Origin of the sequence: Deinococcus metallilatus, assembly GCF_004758605.1 — a bacterium.
Taxonomy (GTDB): Bacteria; Deinococcota; Deinococci; order Deinococcales; family Deinococcaceae; genus Deinococcus; species Deinococcus metallilatus.
The window spans coordinates 109,625-129,334 of record NZ_CP038512.1; the positions used below are offsets into that span (position 1 = coordinate 109,625).

The 19,710-nt window shown below is 70.2% G+C and carries 20 protein-coding genes and 1 tRNA gene; 11 read left to right on the forward strand and 10 right to left on the reverse strand.

The window, feature by feature from the left end:
• Nucleotides 1–67: 67 nt before the first annotated feature.
• Nucleotides 68–865, forward strand: coding sequence for a class I SAM-dependent methyltransferase (locus E5F05_RS06410; protein WP_129117801.1), 798 nt, complete (start codon nt 68–70; stop codon nt 863–865).
• On the opposite strand, the gene truA is transcribed toward E5F05_RS06410, so the two are convergent.
• On the reverse strand, nt 831–1,661 hold the full coding sequence (gene truA, locus E5F05_RS06415) for a tRNA pseudouridine(38-40) synthase TruA (protein WP_129117802.1): 831 nt from the start codon (nt 1,659–1,661) through the stop codon (nt 831–833). The genes E5F05_RS06410 and truA overlap by 35 nt on opposite strands.
• Before the next feature lie 68 nt (nt 1,662–1,729).
• Between truA and E5F05_RS06420 the strand changes: the two genes are divergently transcribed.
• The 4 genes from E5F05_RS06420 to E5F05_RS06435 all read left to right on the forward strand — a co-directional run bounded on the left by E5F05_RS06420 (nt 1,730) and on the right by E5F05_RS06435 (nt 4,560).
• Nucleotides 1,730–2,653 carry a peptidoglycan DD-metalloendopeptidase family protein gene (locus tag E5F05_RS06420; RefSeq protein WP_241687067.1) on the forward strand — a complete coding sequence of 308 codons (924 nt, stop codon included), beginning with the start codon at nt 1,730–1,732 and terminating at the stop codon, nt 2,651–2,653.
• Nucleotides 2,654–2,696: 43 nt separating this feature from the next.
• Nucleotides 2,697–2,930, forward strand: coding sequence for a hypothetical protein (locus E5F05_RS06425; protein WP_129117804.1), 234 nt, complete (start codon nt 2,697–2,699; stop codon nt 2,928–2,930).
• Between the two features lie 107 nt (nt 2,931–3,037).
• Complete coding sequence (locus E5F05_RS06430) at nt 3,038–3,367, forward strand: PadR family transcriptional regulator (RefSeq protein WP_129117805.1); 330 nt, start codon at nt 3,038–3,040, stop codon at nt 3,365–3,367.
• Nucleotides 3,364–4,560, forward strand: a complete 1,197-nt coding sequence (locus E5F05_RS06435; protein WP_129117806.1) for a permease prefix domain 1-containing protein — start codon at nt 3,364–3,366, stop codon at nt 4,558–4,560. The genes E5F05_RS06430 and E5F05_RS06435 overlap by 4 nt, the downstream gene beginning before the upstream one ends.
• On the opposite strand, the gene surE is transcribed toward E5F05_RS06435, so the two are convergent.
• The gene (gene surE / locus E5F05_RS06440; RefSeq protein WP_129117807.1) at nt 4,561–5,346 is read right to left on the reverse strand and encodes a 5'/3'-nucleotidase SurE; all 786 of its coding nucleotides are present in this window, start codon (nt 5,344–5,346) and stop codon (nt 4,561–4,563) included.
• A gap of 143 nt (nt 5,347–5,489) precedes the next feature.
• On the opposite strand from surE, the gene E5F05_RS21270 reads away from it, so the two are divergent.
• The gene (locus E5F05_RS21270) at nt 5,490–5,645 is read left to right on the forward strand and encodes a hypothetical protein (RefSeq protein ID WP_164973372.1); all 156 of its coding nucleotides are present in this window, start codon (nt 5,490–5,492) and stop codon (nt 5,643–5,645) included.
• Between the two features lie 153 nt (nt 5,646–5,798).
• Here the strand turns inward: E5F05_RS21270 and E5F05_RS06445 are convergent, their stop codons facing one another.
• Nucleotides 5,799–7,178 carry a sensor histidine kinase gene (locus tag E5F05_RS06445; protein ID WP_129117808.1) on the reverse strand — a complete coding sequence of 460 codons (1,380 nt, stop codon included), beginning with the start codon at nt 7,176–7,178 and terminating at the stop codon, nt 5,799–5,801.
• 221 nt (nt 7,179–7,399) lie between these two features.
• Here E5F05_RS06445 and E5F05_RS06450 point away from each other — a divergent pair, with 221 nt between their 5' ends.
• Nucleotides 7,400–10,426: a CheR family methyltransferase gene (locus E5F05_RS06450; protein ID WP_129117809.1), complete on the forward strand. Its 3,027-nt coding sequence runs from the start codon at nt 7,400–7,402 to the stop codon at nt 10,424–10,426.
• A gap of 58 nt (nt 10,427–10,484) precedes the next feature.
• Here the strand turns inward: E5F05_RS06450 and E5F05_RS06455 are convergent, their stop codons facing one another.
• The 5 genes from E5F05_RS06455 to E5F05_RS06475 form a co-directional block, all read right to left on the reverse strand.
• Nucleotides 10,485–11,519, reverse strand: a complete 1,035-nt coding sequence (locus E5F05_RS06455; protein WP_129117810.1) for a chemotaxis protein CheB — start codon at nt 11,517–11,519, stop codon at nt 10,485–10,487.
• Between the two features lie 72 nt (nt 11,520–11,591).
• Nucleotides 11,592–12,677: a chemotaxis protein CheB gene (locus E5F05_RS06460; RefSeq protein ID WP_129117811.1), complete on the reverse strand. Its 1,086-nt coding sequence runs from the start codon at nt 12,675–12,677 to the stop codon at nt 11,592–11,594.
• Between the two features lie 172 nt (nt 12,678–12,849).
• A tRNA-Lys gene (locus tag E5F05_RS06465) sits at nt 12,850–12,925 on the reverse strand.
• A 37-nt stretch (nt 12,926–12,962) separates the two neighbouring features.
• A complete protein-coding gene (locus tag E5F05_RS06470; protein WP_129117812.1) occupies nt 12,963–14,123 on the reverse strand; it encodes a glutamate ligase domain-containing protein in 1,161 nt (386 codons plus the stop codon).
• Nucleotides 14,124–14,156: 33 nt separating this feature from the next.
• A complete protein-coding gene (locus E5F05_RS06475; RefSeq protein WP_241687068.1) occupies nt 14,157–14,690 on the reverse strand; it encodes a creatininase family protein in 534 nt (177 codons plus the stop codon).
• Nucleotides 14,691–14,842: 152 nt separating this feature from the next.
• On the opposite strand from E5F05_RS06475, the gene purE reads away from it, so the two are divergent.
• From purE to E5F05_RS06490, 3 genes are all read left to right on the forward strand, one after another.
• A complete protein-coding gene (gene purE, locus E5F05_RS06480; protein ID WP_129117813.1) occupies nt 14,843–15,376 on the forward strand; it encodes a 5-(carboxyamino)imidazole ribonucleotide mutase in 534 nt (177 codons plus the stop codon).
• Nucleotides 15,373–16,491: a 5-(carboxyamino)imidazole ribonucleotide synthase gene (gene purK / locus E5F05_RS06485; RefSeq protein ID WP_129117814.1), complete on the forward strand. Its 1,119-nt coding sequence runs from the start codon at nt 15,373–15,375 to the stop codon at nt 16,489–16,491. Before purE ends, purK begins: the two co-directional genes overlap by 4 nt.
• A gap of 65 nt (nt 16,492–16,556) precedes the next feature.
• Complete coding sequence (locus E5F05_RS06490; RefSeq protein WP_129117815.1) at nt 16,557–17,138, forward strand: GNAT family N-acetyltransferase; 582 nt, start codon at nt 16,557–16,559, stop codon at nt 17,136–17,138.
• Between the two features lie 18 nt (nt 17,139–17,156).
• Here the strand turns inward: E5F05_RS06490 and argB are convergent, their stop codons facing one another.
• Together argB and E5F05_RS06500 are read right to left on the reverse strand one after the other, a co-directional pair.
• Nucleotides 17,157–17,906 carry an acetylglutamate kinase gene (argB, locus tag E5F05_RS06495; protein ID WP_129117816.1) on the reverse strand — a complete coding sequence of 250 codons (750 nt, stop codon included), beginning with the start codon at nt 17,904–17,906 and terminating at the stop codon, nt 17,157–17,159.
• A 108-nt stretch (nt 17,907–18,014) separates the two neighbouring features.
• On the reverse strand, nt 18,015–18,521 hold the full coding sequence (locus tag E5F05_RS06500) for a GNAT family N-acetyltransferase (RefSeq protein ID WP_129117817.1): 507 nt from the start codon (nt 18,519–18,521) through the stop codon (nt 18,015–18,017).
• Between the two features lie 148 nt (nt 18,522–18,669).
• Between E5F05_RS06500 and E5F05_RS06505 the strand changes: the two genes are divergently transcribed.
• Nucleotides 18,670–19,674 carry a tRNA dihydrouridine synthase gene (locus E5F05_RS06505; protein WP_129117818.1) on the forward strand — a complete coding sequence of 335 codons (1,005 nt, stop codon included), beginning with the start codon at nt 18,670–18,672 and terminating at the stop codon, nt 19,672–19,674.
• Nucleotides 19,675–19,710 lie beyond the last annotated feature (36 nt).

The window sequence follows — 19,710 nt, forward strand, 5'->3', positions numbered from 1 at the left end:
GTGTGGCTGGACGGACTTCAGGCCATCTGGCCGATGCTGTCCCGTACCCTCTCGCCTACCCTGCCGTATGGATGAGATCGCGGCGTACTACGAATTGGACCGGGAGCACGACCGCCTGACACGCGGGCTGGGCGTGGTGGAATTCGGGCGGACCCTGGAACTGCTGGGCCGGGTGCTGCCGCCTGCCCCGGCGGTGGTGCTGGACGTGGGCGGCGGAACGGGCATCTACGCGCGTGAACTACTGAACGCCGGGTATACCGTGCATCTGCTGGACGCCATGCCGGGCCATGTGGCGCGGGTGCAGGCGGACCCCTCGCTGGCGGCCCTCGCTTCGGTCACGCTGGGGGACGCGCGGACATTGCCGTTTGCCGAGGCGAGTGCGGACGCCGTGCTGCTGATGGGGCCGCTCTACCACCTCACCCGGCCGGGGGACCGTCTGGCCGCCCTGGCGGAGGCGCGGCGTGTCCTGCGGCCAGGCGGTCGGCTGGTGGTGACAGTCATTCCCCGTTCCGCCGCCATCTGCGGTGACTTCACGCGCGGCCTGCCCGCCGAGGCTTACTTCCGCCCCATTCGTGAAGCGGCGTACACCTGTGGCGAGTACCTGAACCCGGACCACCGCGCCGGATACTTCACCACCGCGTACTTTCATCACCCGGACGAACTGGAGGCCGAGCTGGCAGCGGTGGGTTTCGGGGACGTGACGCTCTACGCCCTGGAAGGCCCGGCGGGCCTGCTCCGTGACCCCGAGGAAGTCATGCGCGACCCGGAACGCCGGGAGGGGCTGTTCGCCGCCCTGCGCCTGCTGGAATGTGACCGGGCCCTGCTGGGCATCAGCGCGCACCTGCTGGCGGTGGGGCAGGGCTGAACCTCTCGCCATAGCTCGCCCCCGTAAACGTCAGCCCGTACCCCGGGACATTCGCGCCCGCCCGCGCCCGCTCCCGCCCGGCGAGGACCTCAGCCACCTCCTCCGGGCCGAGTTTGCCCTGGCCGACCAGCAGCAGCGTTCCCACCAGCCCGCGCACCATATGGCGCAGGAAGCTCTCGCCCGCCACCCGCACCTCCCAGACGCTTCCGCCGGGGACGGTGGGGCCGGGGTGAACGGCGATCTCCCGCACCTCCCGCACCGTCTGCCGGTCCTCGCGGGTAGCGAAGGCGGCGAAGTCGTGCGTGCCGACAAGTAAGGTGGCGGCGGCGTTCATCGCGGGCACGTCCAGCGGGCCGGGCACATGCAGCGCGCGTCCGGCCCAGAGCGGATGACGCTGCGGCGTGTTCAGCAGGCGGTAGGTATACCTCCGTCCGGTGCAGGAGAAGCGGGCGTGGAATCCGGCGGGGGCAGGCCGGGCCTCCAGCACCGCCACGCTGGGCGGGAGGTGCGCGTTCAGCGCGCGGGCCAGTTGGTCAGGGGGCACGCGGAAGCCCTCCGGCACGTCCACATGCGCGGGCATCGCCTCGGCGTGGACGCCCGTGTCGGTGCGGCCAGCGGCGACGGGACGGGCCACCTGTGCCCCGCCCAGGCGCACCAGCGCGGCGTGCAGCGTTTCCTGGACGCTCGGCGCATTTCGCTGCGCTTGCCACCCGGCAAAGTCCGCCCCGTCCCAGGCCAGCAGCAGGCGTAGGCGCTCGAAGCCGGGCGGTGGGGCGAAGGTCGGCGTGCCAGTCATAGGGGGAGGGTAACGCGAGGACGGCTTCCTCACATACCGGCCACGCTTCTGCCCTTATGCTAAGGAATGTGAACCCCGTTCTCATCCGGCGCTCCGCCGGGCCGCAGGTGCGAGTGGCGGCGGCCCGGCGAGTCCTCGTCACGGCGACGCTGGTGCTGGCCGGTCTGGCGGGCGCGGCGACCCCTTACCGCGTGCGCCCCGGTGACAACCTGACGGTGATCGCGCAGCGTGCCGGGATCAGCGTGGCGGCGCTCAAGGCCGCGAATCCCGGCCTGCGGGACGCCGATCAGGTGCAGGCGGGCAAGACCCTCAGCATCCCCAACCGGCAGCTTCCCGGCCAGTCGCACCGCGTCCGGGACGGCGAAAACCTGACGGTGATCGCGCACGAGCACGGCCTGAGCCTCGCGCAACTGCTGCGCGCCAATCCGCAACTGGACGCGGACCGGCCCCTGCGTGCGGGGATAACGGTACAGATTCCGGGGCGGAAGGCGGCGGCCCGGCTGCCCAGTCCTGGGGGGAGCGCGGTCAGGAGCGCGGCCAGCCGCCGCACGCCCGCCGCGACCGTCCGCACGGCGTCCATCCGCGTCTCGTCGGCGCCCTCGGCCTCGGGGTGGCTGTGGCCGGTGGCGGGGTACCGCTTTATCAGCAGCGGCTTTGGCGAGCGGGAGCTGGACGGCGAACACGAGCAGCATTACGGCGTGGACATCGTGGCGCCGCCGGGAACTGTCGTGCATGCGGCGCGGTCGGGCCGGGTGCTGGAATCGCGGGCCGACTTCGAGCGGGGCTGGGGCTGGACGGTCGTGCTGGAACACCCGGACGGCTGGATCACCCGCTACGCGCACCTCAGCGCCAATCTGGTCAAGGCGGGGGAACAGGTGACGCGCGGCCAGCCGGTGGGCCGGGTCGGCAGCACCGGCCGCAGCACCGGACCGCACCTGCACTTCGGCACCTATCTGCGCTGGGACCCCAAGGACCCGCTGGCGCTGTATTGAGGGGAAGGGTTAGCCTTCAGTCCCCTGGCGCTACCCTGTTCCCATGACAGCGTGGGTGCATTATGCGGAGGCGCGCGGTGAGAGCGCCGAGTGCGACCTGCGGGCCTTCCTGAATACCCTCCCCGGCCTGCCGGGTTTCCTGGGCGCCGAACTGCTCGGCAGTCCCGCCCAGCCGGGGTTGGCCCTGGTCGCGAGCCGCTGGGCAGGCGAGGTGCCGCCCCTGGCCCTCCCGGACGGCGTGCGCGCCTGGGTATTCGAGGTGCTGGAAGACCGCTGAGCATTCTCAGCCTTGCTTTCCAAAGCCCCTCGTTTTACGATGCCGCTACATCGGAAAGCGATGCCTGAGGGCCGCTCGTTCTGCGGGCCGCCAGGGAAAGGACCGGCATGGATGCCCAGCAACTCAAAGGCCATCTCGACCTGCTGCTGCTCGCCACGCTCGAACAGGGGCCGCGCTACGGCGGTCAGATCATCGCGGACGTGCAGGCCGCCACGGACGGGTACTTCACGCTGCGCGAGGGCACACTGTATCCGGCGCTGCACCGGCTGGAAAAGGCCGGGTGGATCAAGGGCGAGTTCCAGCAGCTCCCGCGCGGCGGCAGCCCGGTCAAGGTGTATACCCTGACGCCCGCTGGCCGGGACGAACTGCGCGCCCAGCGCGAACGCTACGAACGCTTTAGTGCCGCCGTGCGCGGCGTGATCGGGGGCCAGGCATGAGGGAGACGGAACAGTACCTGAACCGGGCGACGCGGGGTTTGTGGGGCAAGGCCAGGCGGGAGGCCCGGCTCGAACTGCGCGGCGCCATCGAGGACAAGCTGTACCGATACCGGCTGCTGGGCCTGAGCGAGGACGACGCGACGCACGCGGCCCTGCGCGACCTGGGCGACCCGCAGGCCATCGCGCGTGAGCTGAACCGCGTGCATACGCTGCCGCAGGCGGGCCGGGCGGCGCTCCTCGCTGGCGTCGCGACGCTGCTGGGGATGCAGGCGTTCGCGCAGGTGCCGACGGTACATGCCATCCAGAATTGCCAACCGCTCAGCCCCAGTGCCCTGAAGGGTCTTAGTCCTCAGCAACGTCAGACTTACGAGAGCTTCGTCAGGTCGAAGGGTGGCATCGAGGGTGCCGTGGCGTGGTGCAGGCAGAACGCGGCGAGCAGCCTGTTGAGCCTGGATGATCTGATCGCGGCCCTGAGGACAGCGGGCGTGCAGGTCGACGAGCTTTCCGGCGTCGACGGCTACCTGATCCTGTCTTTTCCAGGGGGAAAGGTCGTGGAGGGGCTGGACCTGAGCCATAGCCTGACCGCCGTGAACGGGCAGAGGTACGTTCAAAAGCTGCCCCTGCTGAATCTGCTCCCCTTGATGCATGGGGTTCCCCTGCAATTGACGGGCCTCGTGAATCCGGTCCTCCAGATCGGCCCCGCGAAACTGCAACTCGGCACGGAGACTGCGCCTGTTCTGGCCACCGATCTCTACGCCTTTCCACTGATTGAGGAGTTGGAGGCTGTCCTCAAACAAAGCGCTCCGTCTGCCAGCCCCATAAAGATTGCCGTCCTACCGGAGTCGAAATTGACCGATCATCCCGGCCTCCGACTTCGTGTATCCGCGCCAGACGATGCCCTGTACGTCACCCTGAGCAACGGCCTGCTGACCACACCGGGAAGTGCCTACGATGCCTTCCTGCTGGCCGTCCGCCGGGTACAGAAGGGTCTCCTCCCAGTCCCAACGGCGCACTCCCCTGTGACCGGGCAGCCGCCGCAGCCCCACATTGTCAACAGCCCAGCTGAACTGCTTCAGGCAACCGAACGCAAGGAAGCGGCGCTCCTCGTGTACCGGCTTGATCCCAGCGACCTCCGCAACCTGAAGCTCACGCCCGTCCCCGCCTCCCAGGTCCACCTCATCACCCAGCCCTGACTACGCCTCCGGCACGTAGTCCGCGATTTCGCCCAGCAGGTCGCGGGCCGTCAGGTCCAGGCGCACCGGGGTCACGCTGATGTATCCGGCCTGGAGCGCGCCGTAATCGGTGCTCTGGTCGTGCGCGTCGGCGGCGCGGCTCTGCCCGGCAACCCAGTGGTACTCGCGGCCCTCGGGGTCCTGGCGGGTCACGATGGTGTCTTCCCAGCGGTGCTCGCCCACCCGGGTCACGCGCACGCCGCGCGGCATCCCCCCCGGGAAGTTCACATTCAGCAGCACGCGCGGCGGCAGGCTCCGGCCGAGCACTTGCCGCGCCAGCCGCGCGGCATAGGCCGCGCCCGCCGTGAAGCTGTACTCACCGCCCGCGCTCCCCTGCTGGCTGAAGGCGATGGCCGGAAGGCCCAGCGCGAGGCCCTCGATGGCCGCCGCGACCGTGCCCGAGTGCGTCAGGTCGTCGCCCAGATTCGGCCCCAGGTTGATGCCGCTGACCACCAAGTCGGGCCTGCCGAGCAGGTGAACGCCCAGCACCACGCAGTCGGCGGGCGTGCCGTCCACCCGGTAGGCGGGCAGGGACCCGAACCCCGCCGAGGCGGTGTGCTTGAAGCGGAGGGGACGGCGGATGGTGATCCCGTGCCCCACCGCCGACTGCTCCACGTCCGGGGCCACCACCACCACGTCTCCCACGTCCGCCAACGCCAGGGCCAGCGCCTTGATGCCGGGGGAGAAGATGCCGTCGTCATTGGCGACCAGAATGCGGGGGCGATCAGAGGTGTGGGTGTCGGTCATACGGGCAGGGTAGCGCGGGGTCATCCGGCCACGTCCGCCAGGCTCGCCAGGGGTCGCCGCGTGCAGGGCAGGGGGCACGCTCCCAGGAAGCTGTCCCCGGTCGCCGCTTGGGCGGTGGTGGCCCGCAGAACGATGTGTTTCTCGTGCAGCAGTTCTCCCTGGTCCGGTTCCGCCTCACGCCCGCTGGACAGGAGCTGCCCCCGGTCATCGGCGCCCCGGAAACCGGACGGCTCAACCCGGGGCTGCTGCTGGGGTGGCCCCCGGGGGAGCTTCTGTCATACCCCGGGGCGGACGTGTGAACGGTCTGACCACCCTGATGATGTTAGGTCTGGGCAAAAGCACGACGTAGCAGCGGGAAGGCCTTCCTGGTCTTCCCCGCAACCGGGCCGTCAATGAACTGGAAGCCCTTTTCCAGCGGGGGAAGTGCATCCCTGAACGCCTCCGCCAGAAGATCAGCGCTCGACCTTCACGTGTCCCCTGGGTTCCGTGTCTTCGGAGAAGGGCACCCGCTTGGGCAGGCTGAACCAGAAGGTGGCGCCCTGACCGGGTTTGCCCTCCGCCCACACGCGCCCGCCGTGCCGCAGCACGATGCGCCGCACCTGCGCCAGCCCCACGCCCGTGCCCTCGAAGTCCCGCTCGCTGTGCAGGCGCTGGAACAGGCCGAACAGCCGCCCCTTCTGGCGCATGTTGAAGCCCACGCCATTGTCCTCCACGGAGACGATGTACTCCCGCTCGGTTTCCTGCGCGCAGACGTGAATGTGGGCGGGATCGCGGCCGCGCGTGAACTTCAGCGCGTTGGCAAGCAGGTTCAGGAACACCAGTTGCAGGGTGCCGCTGTCCCCGGTCACCGTGGGCAGGGGCTCGGCGGCGAACTTCACCTCCCGGCCCACCAGGTCCCCTTGCAGGTCCTTGAGCACCTCTTTCAGCACCCGGTTCAGATCCACCGTCGCGAATTTCACGCGCTGGCGGCTGAGGCGGAAAAAGCCCAGCATGGCGTTCAGGAGGTGTTCCATCCGGTCCACCGAGTTCCGAACATGCTGGGCGTAATGGGTTTGATCGGCGTCCCCCGCTGCGTGTACCTGGATCAGCCGGTCGGTGAAGGCGCGGATGTGCCGCAGCGGCGTTTGCAGGTCGTGCGTGACCGAGTACACGAACGTCTCCAGTTCCTCGCTCAGCTCCCGGATGTGCGTGGTGCGCTGCTCGACCCGCTCCTCCAGCGTGGTGTTCAGGCGCAGCACCTCCTCCTGCGCCTCGCGCTGGGCGGTGATGTCGATGATCGCCACGCGGCACTGGCTCTGCTGCCCGCCCTCATCCCCCGCAGCCAGACCTTCGAGTTGCACGTAAAAGTGGTTGCCTGCGGCGCTGCGAAGACGCACCTCCACGGTGCGCTTGATGGGCGCCTCGAACACGCGCCGCAGAAAGAGCGCGAAGGAACTGACGTGCGCCGGGTCCACGAAGGCGGACAGACGTTTGCGTGTCAGGGTTTCCCGCGACGCACCGAGCTGTTCCATGGCGGTGAGGTTGGTGCGCTGGATCATGCCGCTCCGGTCGAGGGTCAGGTACCCGATGGGCGCGAAATCGAAGAGGTCCGCGAACTCGGCCCGTGTCCGCTCCAGCTCCATGTTTGTGTGGACGAGCTGCTCCATCTGGAGTTGGAGTTCGACCTGGTGGACCTGGAGCTCGTGCTGCTGGCGCTGAAGTTCAAGGATCAGCGCCTGCGGGTCGGCCCGGTACTCGCTGGCGCTCCCCTCTTCCCCGGGCTGCTCGTCCAGGACACGCTCCGCCTGGCGCCGCAACTCGTCAAGGGTGTCTGGTTGATCATCAGTGCTCATCAGGTCAGGTCCTCGTGGGAAAGCGCCTGGGGCGCTTTACGGATGGGCGGGACTGGGCAGGTGTCGTTCGGCCAGGATACCGCTTCAGACCTGGGGGAGGCGAGGGCATGAGCGTGGCCCTGTTCGGACACCTTTGGTCATCCGGCTGGCGTTAGAATGGCTTTCCAGCGGAAAACACGGACCAGGTTCTGCCCCGTCCGGTGTCCCATGGAGGCCGAACCATGCCCGATCACTCCCCCACCCCAGGCCCACCCCACACACCCGGCCCGGCCCCCGCCGACCAGGAGCCTGCCCCGCAGGACCAGGCAGGGACGGCGCCCCGGCCACCTCTCGCGGTGGTCGGCATCGGCGGCTCGGCGGGGGCGCTCGACGGGTACGAGCGATTCTTCGTGAGCTTTCCAGACAGCAGTGGGGCCGCCCTGGTGGTGGTGCCGCACCTCGACCCGCACCACAAGGGGCTGATGCCGGACCTGTTGCAGCGTTGCACGGCCCTGCCGGTGGTGGAGATCGAGGACGGCCTGCAACTCCAGGCCGATCACGTGTACGTGGTTCCGCCCGGCCGCAGCCTGAGCCTGATGGACGGCATGCTGCTGCTGGGGGAGCGTGGGGACCTGCCCAGCATGCCCATCGACGCCTTTTTCGAGAGCCTCGCGGCGGACCAGGGGGAGCGCGCCGTCGCCGTGGTCCTGTCGGGCGCGGGGACGGACGGCACCCAGGGCGTGGGGGCCATCAAGGAGAACTTCGGGCGGGTGTTCGTGCAGGACCCCAAAACCGCCGAGTACCCCTCCATGCCGCAAAGCGCCGCCGCGACCCGCCTGGCCGACGCCGTGCTGCCCCCCGAGGAGCTGGCCGACCAGCTGTACACGGCCCTGACGCAGACCTCCGCCCACAGCGACCTGGAGGGGGAGAATGGCAGGCCGGACCCGGCGCTGCAAAAGATCCTGCTGCTGATCCGCTCGCGCACCGGGCAGGACTTCACCGGTTACAAGAAGAGCACCCTGGTCCGGCGCATCGACCGCCGCATGAAGAGCCACCGCATCGACCGGGTGGCGCAGTATGTGCGTTACCTCCAGGAGAACCCGCGCGAGGTCGAGGCCCTGATCAGCGACCTGACGATCAACGTGACGGCCTTCTTCCGCGACCCGGAGGCCTTCGAGCAACTCGCCGAGCACCTGCGGAGCTACATCGTGATGAACAAGGCGGAGGTGGACACCTTCCGCGTGTGGGTGGCGGGCTGCTCCACCGGGGAGGAGGCCTACTCGGTGGCGATCCTGCTGCACGAGCTTTTGCAGGATCTGGGCAGCAACCACGCCCTCAAGGTGCAGGTGTTCGCCACCGACATCGACAAGGACGCCATTGACGTGGCCCGACTGGGCCTCTACCCCGCCAAGATCGCCTACACTGTCTCCCCGGAGCGGCTGGAGCGGTACTTCGTGCCCAAGGACGGCGGGTATCAGGTGCGGGCGGAGATTCGCGACACGGTGATTTTCGCGCTGCACAACACCTTCGGCGACCCGCCCTTTACCCGGCTGGACCTGCTGTGCTGCCGCAACCTCCTGATCTACCTGAACACCGAGCTGCAAAAGCGCGTGCTGTCTCTTTTCCACTACGCGCTGCGCCCCGGCGGCCTGCTGTTCCTGGGGGCCAGCGAGACGGTCGGGAACGAGGGGGACCGCCACCGCTTCACGGCGCTGAATGTCCGCTGGCGCATCTACCGGCGGGGCGAGGGGGCCGCCAGCCCGCTGCCCCTCGCGCCGCCGCTGACCGGGCAGGCACCGGGAGGCGGCGGGGACGGCACCCGGCCGCCCCTGCCCCGGCAGCGGGTGGACGTGCCGCAGCTCGCGCAGAACCTGCTGCTGAGTGACTACGCGCCGCCCGCCGTGGTGGTCAACGAACAGGGGGACATCCTGTTCGTGAACGGCCGCACCGCCCGCTACCTGGAACTGCAACCCGGCCAGGCCAGCATGAACGTCCTGGAGATGGCGCGGGACGGGCTGCGTTACGAGCTTCCCGCCGCCCTGCGCGAGGCGAGCGCCCAGCGCCGGGAAGTGACCTTGCAGGGCCTGCATGTGGTGGCGGACGGCACGAACGTGCTGCTCGACGTGACCGTCCGTCCCCTGTCCGCCGGGGAGCAGCAGTTGCTGCTCGTCCTGTTTGGCGAGCGCCCCGGCGAGCCGCAGGCGGCCACGCCCGGAAGCCCACCCGTGACGGACCACGCCCGTGTCCTGGAGCGGGAACTCAAGCACACCCGGGAATCGCTCCAGGCGACCATCGAGGAGATGGCCGTCTCGATGGAGGAGCTGCGCTCCACGAACGAGGAATTGCAGGCCGCCAACGAGGAACTCCAGAGCGCCAACGAGGAACTGATCTCCTCCAAGGAAGAGTTGCAGTCGCTGAACGAGGAACTGATCACCGTCAACGCCGAACACGAGCGGGTGATCCACGATCTGGCGCAGGCGAACGACGACATGAAGAACCTGCTCGACAGCGCCGGAATCGCCACGGTCTTCCTCGACAACGACCTGCACATCAAGCGCTTCACGCCGAGGATCACGGGCGTCATCAATCTGATCAGCGCCGATATCGCCCGGCCCATCACCGATATCAGCCTCAACCTGCGTTACGGGCGCGAAACCTTTACCGGGGATATCCGCCGGGTCCTGAACACCCTGGTGCCGTTCGAGACGCAGGTGCAGGCCCACGACGACGCCTGGTACCTGATGCGCATCTCCCCCTACCGCACGTCCGACAACTTCATCGACGGAGTGGTGATGACCTTCACGAACATCGGTGTGGTCAAGGAACTTGAGCGGCGGGTCGAGCAGACCCAGGCGTATGCGGAAGCCGCCCTGAACGCCCTGCATGAACCGGTCGCCGTGATCGACGGCGAGCAGCGCCTGGTGACGGGCAACCACGCCCTGTACGGGTTGCTGGGCGCCGAGCCTGCGGAGGTGCAGGGCCAGCGCCTGTACAACGTGGGGAACTTCGTGCTGGACACGTTGGAACTCCAGCAGCTCCTGCGGGACGCGCTGGCCACCGAGGAACCGGTGATCGACCACATCATCGACCTGCCTGTCCCGGGCCGGGGCAGCCGCAAGATGAAGATGGAGGTGCAGCCCATCATCAGCGAGGACGGGCAGACGGCCGTGTTCCTGCTGATGCTGGAGGACGTGACGGGCCTGGTGGAGCACGCCGTGCGGGAAGGCGAGGACGTGACCGGGGACGTGTCACAGGAGGGGGACGGGTAGGAGCTTCACGGCATGGGCTGGCCCCGACCTGGAAAAGCTCCAGCAATCGGGGCCAGCGTCAGTCGGAACTGGGCAGCACATCGTCCAGCCGGGACTGCACCGCCTGCTGGGTCAGCCGCTGGAGCAGCTCGCTCTGACGCTCCACCTGCCGCACCTTTTCCAGCAGGTGGGCGGCGTTTCCGGTGTCGCCTGCCTGCACGGCCTGTTCCCCCATGCGGCGCAGGAGCATCACCCCTTCTTCCATCGCACGCAGCGTCTGGTACAGCTTCCCCTCGATGTCCTCACTGACCTCCGTCAGCAGGGCTTCCATGCTGTACGCATGCCCGGTGTGGCAGCGGAAGCGCGTCACGGTGCCGTCCTTCAGGGTGTACAGCACCCCCTGGCACTCCGGGCAGGAGAAGGGCGAGGGCTGCCCCAGGTCCGTCAGCCCCAGCCTCAGCGCGTGCCCACCCGCCGCGATCTGCACCTCCACCTCCAGTTGCCTGTTCTCTTCCTCACTCATGGGAACCTCCGCCTCAGGGGACGGCCCCGCGCCCACCAGGCCCGCGAGCAGCCCACCGATCTCGGCGGCGGGCAGCGAGTAGTCCACGTCCACATACTCCAGGGCACTGACGGGCATGGAGTCAAACTGCGCGTCCGCCGGGTCCTGCACCACGGTGAGGCCGCCCCGGCGCTTGACCGTCCACAGACCCGACGCCCCGTCATCCAGCACGCCGGACAGCACCACGCCGATCACGCCCGCGCCGCAGGTGTAGGCCGCCGAGCGGAACAGGGCGTCCACCGAGGGCCGGAAGCGGTTTTCCTTGGGGCCGTTCTTCACCCCCACCTGATTCCCCTCGACCAGCAGGTGGTGGTCGGGGGGCGCCACGTAGATGTGGCCCGGCAGGACAGGTTCCCCGTCCTCGGGATGGAGCGCCGGAAGGGGCCCGGCCTGGCTGAGGATGTGCGGCAGGTGACTGGGGCTGTACGGCGGAATGTGCAGCACGACGAACACCGCTCCCGGAAAGTCCGGCGGCAGGGCGGCCACCACCTCCTTGAGAGGCTCGACCCCCCCGGCGGAAGCGCCGACGACCACGACGGGAAACTGCGGCATCCCCTGTATTCTGCCTCAACCACGGCCCAGCCGTCGGGGGTTCCGGCCCTCATGGGCGGCCTTTCGCCGGGGTCAGCCCGCTTGCTCCTCCATCTCATCCTTCAGCTCAGCGCCCCGGGCGGCCCGGAGCAGTTCCTCCTGGTGTTCACCGGCTTGCAGGGCCACACCGCGCACAGTGCGCGAGCGTTCCCTCGCCTGCGCGGCCTCGCGGCGGAAGACCTCCCCCTGAATGGGTTCCCCGGCCTCGGCGAAATGTTTGGCGAGGTGTTCGAGCAGCATCACGTTCTCGTCGAGGGCGCGCACCGAGCTCCACAGGGTTGCCTCGACCGACTCGCGCAGCTCGGAGAGCAGGGCGGCTGACGTGAAGGCGTGCCCGGTGTGGCAGCGGAAGCGGAGCGTGCGGCCTTCCTGGATTTTGACCATCGCCCCGTGGCACTCGGGGCAGGTGAAGGTGGACATCGGCCCCGGGTTCAGGACGCCGCCCTCAAAGGCGTTGTCCTCGGAGGCCACGCCCAGTTCCACTTCCAGCCGGTGCCGATCCTGTTCGTTCATGGCCTTTCTCTCCCTGTGCCCGCCCGTTCCCTGCGCGGCGGCCCGGCCCACCTGCTGGGCGAGCCGCGGGCCGATCTCGCGTGCGGGCAGGATGTCGTCGACCTCCACGCGCTGCACGGCGCTCAGGGGCATGGAGGGGAACTCGGCTTCCTCCGGGTGCTGCACGATGGCGTAGCCGCCGAGGTGCTTGATCGCCCACAGCCCCGAGGTGCCGTCGTCCAGCATGCCGCTGAGCAGCACGCCCGTGACGCCCGGGCCAGAGGCGTAGGCCGCCGAGCGGAACAGCACGTCGATGGAGGGCCGGGCGCGGTTCTCCCGGGGGCCGCGGGAAACCCGCAGCTTTCCCCGCTGGAGGAGCAGGTGATGGTCCGGCGGTGCCACATAGATGCGGCCCGGCTCGGCAGCTTCCCCGCTCTGCGCGTTCCGGGCTTCCAGCGGCCCGGCGTCGTTCAGGAGGCGCGGGAGGCGGCTGGGGTAGTCCGGCGAGAGGTGAATCACGACGAGCACCGCGGCGGGAAAGTCGAGCGGCAGATGCCGGACGATGTCGAGCAGGCCACGCAGCGCACCGGCCGAACCGCCTATGACCACCACGTGTGGCGCTTCCATTCGTTCACCTTAACCCCGGGAAAGGCGCGGTGGGCTTGAGGAGTGTGGGCAAGTGTTCATGCAGCCCTGCCCCCACCGGGGCCGAGCTGGCCTTTGGACTTGCCCCAGCAGGTGGCAGTAGGGGGAACAGGCACTTTAAATGGAAATCCCCCGTCTGGGACGGGGGGTTCTCTGGTGGGTCGTGTAGGAATCGAACCTACAACCCGCTGATTAAGAGTCAGCTGCTCTGCCAATTGAGCTAACGACCCAGAGCGAAGCGGAGTATACGGGCGCCTCCACCCCCTGTCAAGGGGCCGTCAGCAGGCCGCGTACCGTTCCCGCGAGGTAGAGGCTCCCGGCCACCAGCAGCGTTCCGCCGGGCGGCGTGAGGGCGAGGGCGTGGGCCAGCGCCTCCTGCGGGTAGGGGACGCTCTGCCCGCCATGCCGGGCGGCGAGTTCGGCTGGGGACGTGGCGAGGTCACCGGGCGCGGTGAACACCCGCACGGGCGCCACGGCCAGCAGGGGCGCGAGGGTTGCGGCAGTGTCCTTGCGGGCCAGGTTCCCGAACAGCAGCACGTCCGCGTGCGGCACGCTGGCGGCCAGGGCGCGCGTGGCGTGCGGGTTGTGGGCGCCGTCGAGCAGAATGGTTTTGCCTTCCACCTCGAAGCGTTCCAGGCGAGCGGGGTGGGTGGCGCTCAGGGCGGCCTCCACCCCGCTTCCATAGCCCAGCGTGCGGAGGGTGGCGGCGGCCAGCGCCGCGTTCGCCTGCTGGTGTGCGCCTGCCAGCGCGGGCGGGTGGGGGAGGGCGAACAGGGCCGGGTGGCTGTCCGGCGTGAAGAGGGGCGCCTGGACCTCCGCCGCCACCTCGCGCACCACCGCCAGCGCCTCGCCGGTCGCGGTGGTCAGCAGGGGCACGCCGGGCCGGGCGGCGCGCGCCTTGTCGCGGGCGATGTCGCGCAGGGTCGGCCCCAGGGTGGCGACATGGTCGAGGTCCACATTGGTCAGGGCGACCGCCTGGACGTTGTTCAGCGCCTGGGTCGCGTCCGAGACGCCGCCCACCCCGGCTTCCATCACCGCGACCTTCACGCCGTCTTCCGCAAACACCCGGCAGGCCAGGGCGAGGGTGAGGTCGAAAAAGGCCGCGTCCGGCGCATGGACCCGCGCCCAGTCGACAAAGGCGGCGGTGCGGGCCGGGCCGAGGTCCTGGCCGTTCACCCGGATGCGTTCCTCGTAGTGCTGGAGGTGGGGGCTGGTAAAACGGCCCGTCCGCACCCCCGAGGCGAGCAGTCCGGCTTCCAGCATCGCGCAGGTGCTGCCCTTGCCGTTGGTGCCAATCACACGGATGCAGGAAAACCGCGCGTCCGGTGAACCGAGGTGGTCCAGCAACGCGCGCGCCCCCTCCGGCCCCCGCTCGCGTCCCGCCCGGGTGCGCGAGTACAGCCAGTCGTAGTCCGGGCCAGCGGTCATGGGCTGAGAGTAGCGCAGGCGGTTCGGGACAGATCAGGACGCCCAGCCGCGTTCCAGCAGCTCCCGGGTTTCCGCTACGGCCTCCTGCCAGATGCGCCGCATGTCCTCGTCGGGCCGGACGTGCAGGCCGCCGTAGTTGCCGTCGCCCAGCACCTCGCGCACCCGCTGCGGGGGCAGTTGCCTCAGCCGGGCGAGGTCCACCAGCGGCTTGCGTTCCTGCGGGGCGGGGACCTTCTCCAGCCGTGTCCACGGAAAGTTCTCCATCCAGCTCGCGTGGCTGGCGAGGGGGTCTATGGCCTGCACGGCGGCCCAGGCGTGGGGCGCGTTCCACCAGTTGTGCCACTGCACCCGCGCGTCCGGGTGGCCGGAAAGCCACTCGCCCAGCCAGCCCTGCCCCGGCGCATTTCCGCCGTAGCCGTTCACCACCAGGACGCGGCGGAAGCCCTGCGCGTACAGCCCGCCCAGCAGGTCGTCCAGCAGGGCGAGGTAGGTGTCCACCCGCAGGCTGACGGTGCCGGGGTAGGCCGTGAAGGCGGGCGTGATGCCGTAGGACAGCACGGGAAACACCGGAATACCCAGCGGCGCCGCCGCCTCTGCCGCGGGCCCGCTCCGCGAGCAGGCTGTCGGCGGCGAGGCTCAACGTCGCGTGTTGTTCGGTGCGGCCCAGCGGCAGCACGCAGCGGTGCTCAACCTACCCTCCCCGGTCCCGACCCGCTAGGATGCAGGCCGTGACGGACGGACAAGGGGCGCCCCGGGTGGGCGTGGTGATGGGCAGCCGCAGCGATTTCGACACGATGCAGGGCGCGCTGGACGTGCTGCGGGACCTGGGCGTGCCCTACGAGGTGCGGGTGCTCTCGGCCCACCGCACGCCGCACCTGCTCGCCAGCTACGCCGAGCGGGCCGAACGCCTGAACCTGAGCTGCATCATCGCCGGGGCGGGCGGCGCGGCCCACCTGCCGGGCATGCTCGCGGCCTTCACGCGCGTGCCGGTGCTGGGCGTGCCCGTCCAGTCCCGCGCCCTCAGCGGCCAGGACAGCCTGCTGAGCATCGTGCAGATGCCCGCCGGAATCCCGGTGGCGACCTTCGCCATCGGACCGGCAGGGGCGAAAAACGCTGGCCTCTTCGCCGCCGCCCTGCTCGCTGGCACCGACGAGGCCGTGCGCGAGAGGCTGAACGCCTTCCGCGCACGCCAGACCCAGGCCGTACTGGACGACCCCTTCTTCGAGGGGCACCCGGAAGCGGGGGCGGAATGACTTCCACCCTTCCACAGGGCACCCTCGGCATCCTCGGCGGCGGCCAGCTCGCCCAGATGCTTGCCCTCGCCGCCCTGCCGCTGGGCGTGAAGGTCGTGGTGCTGGAACCCGACCCCCAGGCCCCCGCGCGGCTGTGTGCCGAACATCTCCAGGCCCCCTACACCGACCCCGCCGGGCTGGACCGCCTGGCGGGATGCGACGTGGTGACGCTGGAGTTCGAGAACGTGCCGGTCGAAGCTCTGGCCGCGCTGGAAGGCCGGGTTCCCGTGCGTCCCGGCGGCGCCCTGCTGGCCCGCAGCAAGCACCGGGCACGCGAGAAGGAAGCTCTCCAGACGGCGGGAGCAGCGACCGCCCCCTTCGTGTCCATCGAACACGAGGCCGACCTGACGGGGGCACTGTCGGCCGTCGGTGGGCGCGGCCTCCTGAAGACCAGCGAACTCGGCTATGACGGCAAGGGCCAGGCGCGGGTGAACAGCGACGCGGAATTGCGCGCGGCCTGGGACGCCCTGGGCCGTGCCCCCTGCGTGCTGGAAGGCCTGGTGCCCTTCGAGCGCGAGGTGAGCCTGGCGGTCGCCCGGAACGCGGCGGGCGAGCTGGCCTTCGGGCCGCTGATCGAGAACACGCACCGGCAGGGCATCCTCCGCACCAGCGTTTTTCCCGCCGCCGCGCCCGCCGGGACGGAGGCCCGCGCCCGTGAGGTGGCCCGCGCCGTCGCGGAGGGCTGGGGGCTGGAGGGCCTGCTCACGCTGGAGTTCTTCCAGTTGCCGGACGGCACCCTATTGGTGAACGAGGTCGCGCCGCGTGTCCACAACAGCGGGCATCTCACCCAGGACGGCGGGGGAATCAGCCAGTTCGAGGCGCAGGTGCGCGCGGTGCTGGGGCTGCCTCTGCGCGACTGGGCGCCGCTGCACCCCGCCGCGATGGTCAACATCATCGGGACGGCGGACGGTCGGGAACCCGACTGGGCCGGAATCGACGCGCTGCCCGGCACCCGGTTGCACCTCTACCACAAGGCCCCGCGCCCGGGGCGCAAGCTGGGGCACGTGAACCTGGTGGCGCCGGACCTGGAGACGCTGCGGGCGCGGCTGGACGGGCTGGAGGCGCTGATTCCCTGAGGGGAGGCCACAGAAGCCCCGGCCAACGCTGTTTGGCCCTCGGCCCTATGCACTACAGTCCTCCCATGACGGCCCGCCCCCTCCCCGACGTTCCCACCGAGGTCCGCACGCCCCGCCTCCTCCTGCGTGCTCCCCGTCCCGGGGACGCGCCCGCCCTGCACGCCGCGATTCACGCCTCGCTGCCGGAGTTGCGGCGGTGGATGGTGTGGGCGCAGGCGCCGCTGGACCTGCCCGGCACCGTGGAGAACCTGCGGGAGGCGGCCCAACGCTTCGAGCAGCGCGAGAACCTGCGTTACCACGTCTGGAATGCGGACGGCACCGAGCTGATCGGCAGCAGCGGCTACCACGCCCTCGACTGGCGCGTGCCCAAGGCCGAGATCGGCTACTGGATAGCCACCGCCCACACCGGCCAGGGCTACGCGACCGAGGTGGCGCGGGCATTGACGGACCTGGGCCTGCGCTTCCCCGGGGAAGGGGGCCTGGGCTTCCGCCGCATCGAGATTCGCTGCGACCGCGACAACGAACGCAGCGCCCGCATTCCCCCGGCCCTGGGCTACACGCTGGACGCCACGCTGGTCAACGACAGCGTGGCCGCGCATGATCCGTCCCAACTGCGCGACACACTGCTCTTCAGCATCACGCGGTAGGGGAGGCCGGACCACGTCTCAGGGCGTCAGCCTCGTCCCCGCTTCCCCCCGCGCGGCGGCCGCCAGCACCCCTTCCCGCATGCCGCTGGCGATCACGGCGAAGGGTGCCCCAGCGTCCAGGGCGTCCAGCGCGGCGCGGACCTTGGGAATCATGCCCCCGGCGATCCAGCCCCCCCGGATGCCCGCCTCGGCCTCGGCGCGGGTGAGGTGGGGGGCCAGACTGTCCGGGTCGGGGTAGGCGCGGTAGACGCCGTCCACATCGGTCAGGAACACGATGCCTTCCCCAAGGGCTCCGGCCACGGCGGCGGCGGCGGTGTCGGCGTTGACGTTCAGCGCCTCCCCGTCCGGGCCGACCGCCACGCAGCCCACCACTGGCGTGATCCCCGCACCGAGCAGCGTCCGCAGCAGATCAGCATTCACCTCCGTCACGCGGCCCACCCGGCCCAGCGCGGGGTCCAGCACCTCGGCCACCAGCAACCGGCTGTCGCGGCCCAGCAGGCCCACCGCCGCACCCACGTCCTGGCTGAGCTGTTTGTTGAGCTGGGCCAGCGCCATCTCGACGACGTTCATCGCGTCGGGGCTGGTCACGCGCAGGCCGCCCCGGAACTCGCTCGCGATCCCGCGCGCCGCGAGTTCGCGCTCGATCACCGGCCCGCCCCCATGCACCACCACGACCGGCACCCCGGCCCGCAGCGCCGCGATCTCCCCGGCGACGGCCCGCCGCAACTCGGCGCTCTTCATGGCGTTCCCGCCGTATTTCACGATCACGGGGGAAGTCTAAAGGTCTAACGGTCTGACCGTCTAACCGCCGAATGGCTCAGAGAGCCTGGCCGTTAGACCGTTTGAAGGTTGGACTGTTGGACGGCGCGCCCGCGCCTAATCGCTGGCGACGGTGAGCGTGTTGCCGCCCGCAGGCAGCGGCGGCGCGGTGAGGGGTTTGGCGTACCAGGTCATGACCGGGCGCGCGTCGAGGGCGAAGGTATAGCCCAGGCGTTCCCAGAAGCGGGCGCCGCGCGGATTGTCGCCCAGCACGCTGGCCAGGATGCGGGCGGTGCCGGGCGGCACGTGGGCTTCCAGGTCGCGCACGGCCTGCTTGCCGAGGCCCTGCGACTGCCGGTCCTCACGGATCAGCAGCAGGTTGATGGTGAGGTCGCCGGGTCCCGGGTAGTCATGCTTGCAATCCAGACTGCCGATCAGGTCGCCTGCGTCGTCGAACAGCAGTTTCAGGCGGCGGCGGGGGTCGAGCAGCGCGATCTCCACATCGCGCTCGACCTCACTCAGACTGGGCACGCGGGTGCCGAGCAGCGCGAAGTATCCGGGCGCGGCGGCGTACAGCGTGTGGAGCAGCGGCGCGTGGTGGAGCGCCAGCGGCGTGACGTTCAAGGTCCAAGCCTCCCGTCCGGCGGGCGGAATGAGGGGTTGATGGATGCCGGACTGAGTGCAGCATACCTCGCTCCCCCGGCGCGGGTGACCCCCCGGACTTGAGGCTCGCTTCACCCGCCGGGGGTAGGGCGTGCGCTACCCTGACGGGATGACCAGCGGTTCCGGCTTCTATGCGCGCCGCCTCGCGCAACCGGGGGCAGTCCTCGCCCCGATGGCGGGCTACAGTGACGCGCCGATGCGCCAGCTCGCCGCCGAGCAGGGCGCGCTGTGGACCGTCAGCGAGATGATCAGTGCGCGCGGACTGGTGCTGGGCGGCGAGTCGGAAAAGCTCACGCTGGGCCGCCCCTACCCCGGCGAGACGCGGCGCGTGGTGCAACTGTTCGGCGCCGAACCGGACATCCTGGCCCAGGCGGTCACGCGGGCCGAGGCCTGGTTCGCCCCCGCCGCCCTGGACCTCAACATGGGCTGCCCGGTCCCGAAGGTCCGGGGCCGGGGCGGCGCGTGCCTACTCCAGACGCCCGAAGTGGCCTACGCGCTGGTGCAGGCGATGCGCGGGGCGACCGGGCTCGACGTGAGCGCCAAGATTCGCCTGGGCTGGGACACCGACCGCAGCGTGGAGATCGCGCAGGGCCTGGCGGCGGCGGGGGCGGCCCTGATCACCGTCCACGGGCGCACCAGCGCGCAGCGGTATGCGGGCGAGGCCGACTGGGAAGCGATTGCCCGCGTCGCGGCCAGCGTGGCGGTGCCGGTGATCGGCAGCGGCGACGTCAGGAGTGCCGAGCAGGCCCGCGCCCGCTTGCAGGCCGGGGTGGCCGCCGTGATGATCGGGCGCGGCGCGGTCGGGAACCCCTGGGTCTTCCGCGCGCTCTCCACCGGCGATGAGGCGGCCCCCGGCGTGCGGGAACGCGCCCGCACCGCCCTGCGGCACGCCCGGCTCCACGCGGCCTTCTACGGCCCGGACCGCTCCGGCCTGCCCAGCATGCGCCCGCTGCGCAAGGTGCTGCCGCAGTACCTGCCCGAGCAGCCTGAACTGCGGGACACTCTGGTGCAGGTGAACACCGTGGAGGATGTGGAGCGGGCACTCGCGCCGTTCCTTGCGCCGGAACCCTGGGCGGGGGAGCATGAAGAAGCGGTGGCGGCAAGCGCAATGTAGCCTTCAAAATTCCGGCGCAGGGGCAGGGTATGCTGT